Origin of the sequence: Bacteroides sp. 90-K9/2 (assembly GCF_047310725.1) — a bacterium.
Lineage (GTDB): Bacteria > Bacteroidota > Bacteroidia > Bacteroidales > Bacteroidaceae > Bacteroides > Bacteroides vicugnae.
Map to the genome: position 1 here is coordinate 1 of NZ_JBCGVL010000020.1, position 4,537 is coordinate 4,537.

The 4,537-nt window shown below is 34.6% G+C and carries 2 protein-coding genes; one reads left to right on the plus strand and one right to left on the minus strand.

Translation table 11 applies throughout. From position 1 onward, the window contains the following. A partial coding sequence (locus tag AAHJ11_RS22280) for a glutaminase domain-containing protein (protein WP_413580104.1) occupies positions 1-1,958 on the minus strand: 1,958 nt, incomplete at its 3' end. A gap of 533 nt (positions 1,959-2,491) precedes the next feature. Here AAHJ11_RS22280 and AAHJ11_RS22285 point away from each other — a divergent pair. Next, a complete protein-coding gene (locus AAHJ11_RS22285) occupies positions 2,492-3,775 on the plus strand; it encodes a site-specific integrase (protein ID WP_320974393.1) in 1,284 nt (427 codons plus the stop codon). The last annotated feature ends 762 nt before the right edge of the window (positions 3,776-4,537 follow it).

Sequence of the window (4,537 nt, forward strand, 5' to 3'; positions counted from 1 at the left end):
CCGGCAAAGTCATCCGTGCAAAGTTGGTTTTCCGGGTCCTGTCCATACTCTACTAAATAATTAGTCCATGTAGTTAAAATGTCCCAATATTTCTTAGCATAATCGGCATTACCTTCGATCTTCGAAATGGCTGCTGTTAGAATCACCATGTTACCACTTTCCTCAATTGGCATATCACCACCATAAACTTGTCCATTAGCTATTGGGTAAGTACCAAGGTCATGTGCAGCAAAAGGTTTATTCCAGCGACCACTTGCACTATATTCGAAAATACTGGTCATCATCGCTTTCTCCAAATCTGGATTATAAACGAGGAACAGAGGGGCGGACGGATAGGTCAGATCGACTGTATTGATACAGCCATTACTGTTATTCTCTTTAGAGAACCACATCAGATTACCTTCTTTATCAGTAAAGAGCTTGTGAGCAGAAATAACTTGACGATAGGCTGCAGAGCAGATTTCTGCATATTTTTTGCCACCTGCTTTTTCTGCATCACTATAAATAAGTTCGTCAAGTGCACGACAACGCTCCATGATGGATTGATAGTTATCTCTTAGTTTCTCGAAAGCATCAAAAATCGTCACTTTACCATCATGTTTCCAATATCCCATACGTTTTTCATACATATATTCAATAGAATAAATGTCATCATAACCGATCATCATAAAACCATCTTTACCATCTTTGGTGACAGTTCCAAAATTATGTACATAAGCCATTGCAGGAGTATTTTCTTCTCTGCGAGTGATCCATTTAGTTTTACTTGAAGCTAAAGTTCCATTTTTAGCAAAAGATTCTTTCATTCCGCTATAGTCACCCAAGCTTACAGATTTTCCTGCTCCATTTACACTACCAAGATATACATATCCCCAATCCGCACAAATCAAATCACCTTTACGATCACAGATCGGTTGATTAATAGTACCAGCCTCTACATAACTAATACCATTTTTTGATAATGTGCGCGCAATAGTGGGTTGGGTTGTTTCATTCACTGCTAACTCCGGAGTAGTTTCTATATAAAATTGTACATCGTGCTCTTTTTTATCAAGAGGACGTACACGATAAGAGATGTAGTTAATCGGAGTTGAAAGCAAGTCCAAATCATCTATCAATTGAGGTGCTGTAAATACGACATCTAATTCGACTGGGCCACAAGTGAATGTATAGTAACTGGAAGTGGCTAATACATCTACCGACTTCTGTATGGCTTCATTATCAAATGTTACTGCATTTTTCTTTTCACGATATAAACCGAAATCCACGTAAGATCCTCCAGTTGTGTTATGACAATGTGCGGCAATCACATTTTTACCACTACGAAGTTTCTTCTTTGCTTCATCTGAAAGTTTTAGGTTTACATTATTCTTCCATACGAGATCCGTAGCCACCAGTCTTTCCCCATTTAAATATAATTCAAATACATCGTCGTGAGAATAAATGAGAAAAATATTCTCTGTTAAATCCAAATCATTAATTTCAAATGTACGTCGAATATAAATATCTGTATTATCTCCTTTCCATTCTGTACGAACCCGTGGCATATCACGGCTGCCGAAGGCAGCTTTACCTTTTTTCCAACTACTATCATCAAACTGGAATTCTTGCCATCCATTTGCGGGTTGGCTATTAGTATATGCCGCCTCCCAGCGTTCCACATTTGTCATAGGAGCAATAGGTATTAGAGCCACTTGATCTTTACCCAGGAAACGATACACTTTACCATCTACACGTAAGGCTCCTACTAAAGGCTTTTTAGCTGTAGTCCAGTGTTCTGTACTTCCTTCCATCAATTTATCATAAGGAGACCAGATAGAGAAGTGAGGATCTGAAACAACGATAGGTACTGATGGAGTACGTAGCGCTACCTCTTTTACTGGTTTAAATAAGTTGCCGGTTTGAGCATTCGCAAATAAACCGACCGAAAAGACCATTACTGTTAGTAGTTTCTTCATAAATATTTTCTAATTAATCTACAATTTTAAGGTTACCCATCTACAATCTTGTTTACCAATAAAGAAAAACAAACCCTACGTTTTCTTTTATTCTTCTTTTTACCTTCTTACTATTACCTCGTAAATACAATCTTACCTTTCTATCGCTATACCTAAAGAATATATAAAATCAGTACTGTCGAACATTGATAAATGCTAAGGGGAAAAGTTAATATAGAATTGTGTGTTTCAGGCAGACCTGGGAGTCATACAAATCCAACTGTTTTTCTATAGCATTTTATTTGCAACGCTACAAAATAATGGAATTAATGCTAAATATTAGGAAAATCTGTGTTCAAGAAAGGACAAAATCTATTCTTTTTTCATGTTTTGAACGTTTTTAAAGTATAAAAAAGGTCTGTTACAATATGATTTGAGTAGTTTTTTTCCTTTTTGAGCAATTTTTATCCACTTTTTTAAAGATAGCACAATACATTTTGAGATTCTAGCTTTTAACGATGAGATATTGCTCATTTCAGATAGCTTTTGTAACTTTGCAATACGAATGCAATACAGATTTTACTATCGCCAAATATACTCCATATATTAAACCAAGGTACGTCACTCGAGAGGGGACTACTGTCCTTTATGTTCGATATAACTACAATCGAACTAAGCGTACGCTCATCTCTACTGGATACAGTATTAAACCAGAACACTGGGATTCTAAAAAGAGATGGATTAAGCGCGCTTGTCCAAACTATGATGAGATTGATGCCTGTCTGATTAGAATGACATCCAAGCTTGGAGAAATTCTTACATATGCAAAGATAAATGGAATAAGTCCAACCGTAGATTTTGTTTTACTTGAACTAAAAAAGAATAGAGAATATGAATTACGACCTAATCGGGTAGATATCTTTGACGCATTAGAAAGATATATAACAGAAAAAGCTCCAGTTGTTTCTGCAGATCAAATAAAAGACTACCGAACACTTCGCAAACATCTGGTCGCTTTCAAAGAACATTCATCGCAACCAATTACTTTCCATAACCTGAATCTTATATTTTACAATGAATTCATGGACTATTTATTTTATAAGGTTATAAAGCCCGATGGAAGTGTTGGTTTACTCACTAATTCTGCTGGAAAAATTGTACGTTTGTTAAAAGGGTTTGTTAATTATCAAATAGATAAAGGAATTATTCCTCCAATTGACTTGAAGCATTTTAAGGTCGTAGAAGAAGAAACTGATGCTATTTATTTAAGTGAAAAGGAACTTTCGACAATACACGAGTTAGACTTGTCAGATGATAAGCAATTGGAAGAGATTAGAGATGTTTTTATTACTGGGTGTTTTACAGGATTACGTTATAGTGATCTCTCAACATTAAGTCCCGAACATATTGACTTAGATAATGAGATTATAAATCTCAAACAGAGAAAAGTGCATAAAGCTGTCATAATCCCTATGATCGATTATGTACCGGAAATACTCAAGAAGTACAACTACGATTTACCTAAAATTCCTAGATATATATTCAACGAAAGAGTTAAAGAATTAGGGCGAAGAGCAAAACTAAAACAGAAAATCGAAGTTGTTCGCAAAAAAGGAAAGGAACGGGAAAAGAGAGTCTATGAAAAATGGGAGATGATCTCTTCTCATACCTGTCGACGATCGTTTTGCACAAATATGTATTTATCCGGCTTTCCTGCTGGAGAGCTTATGCGCATATCCGGGCATAAGAGTCCATCTGCATTCATGAGATATATAAAGGTTGATAATCTACAGGCTGCAAAAAGACTAAAAGAACTTCGAGCTAAACTTGCCAGGTAAAGATTGAAATATTTTATCTTAGTTATTCCAAATTATGTTCTATTTTTCATGTATGCAGAAGAATTAATCTTCTATTGAGTTGCTAAATAGAAAAAAGAAAGTTACATTTACATCATATATATTCCTTTTATTGAATATATATAGCATAATTCTTTATAAACATGTACTTTTTCATACTATCGAAAACGAGTTTTGATATAATGAAACAAGTCGTTGGTTTAAAAGAAACATCTCCTACCTTTAAAAGAAACCACTTATTGGTTTAAAATGAACTACGCTATGGCTTCCTGAATAGGTTTCTAACATCTATTTTTCTTGTTTTCTTAAGCTATTATACGATAGCATTTCTCTGCAAAATAGTATAAAAAGATAGATAATTCATTCTGGAAAGCCTCATTTACGTCGTGTTCATTCAATAAGAGCCATTATTCAATCTATTTGGTTTTTTATATCTCAAAATGTTGCCAGTTTTTATATCATAAAAGAAGTTACATAGATAAAAAGGGAAGAGAGAGAGGAAAAATATTCATTTTTTCAGATTAGTCCATATTTCATCTTAGACTACCATTATATTCATCCATTAGCTTTTTTATTTATTAAAAGTCTACTCATAAGTTAGAATTTTGTACTTTGTTTGATGCCCATAACAACACAAAGACAATACAGGATAATGATAATTTATTGTGTAACAATTAGTTATCTACTATCAACTTAGTATGGACAGGACCCGGAAAACCAACTTTGCACGGATGACTTTGCCGG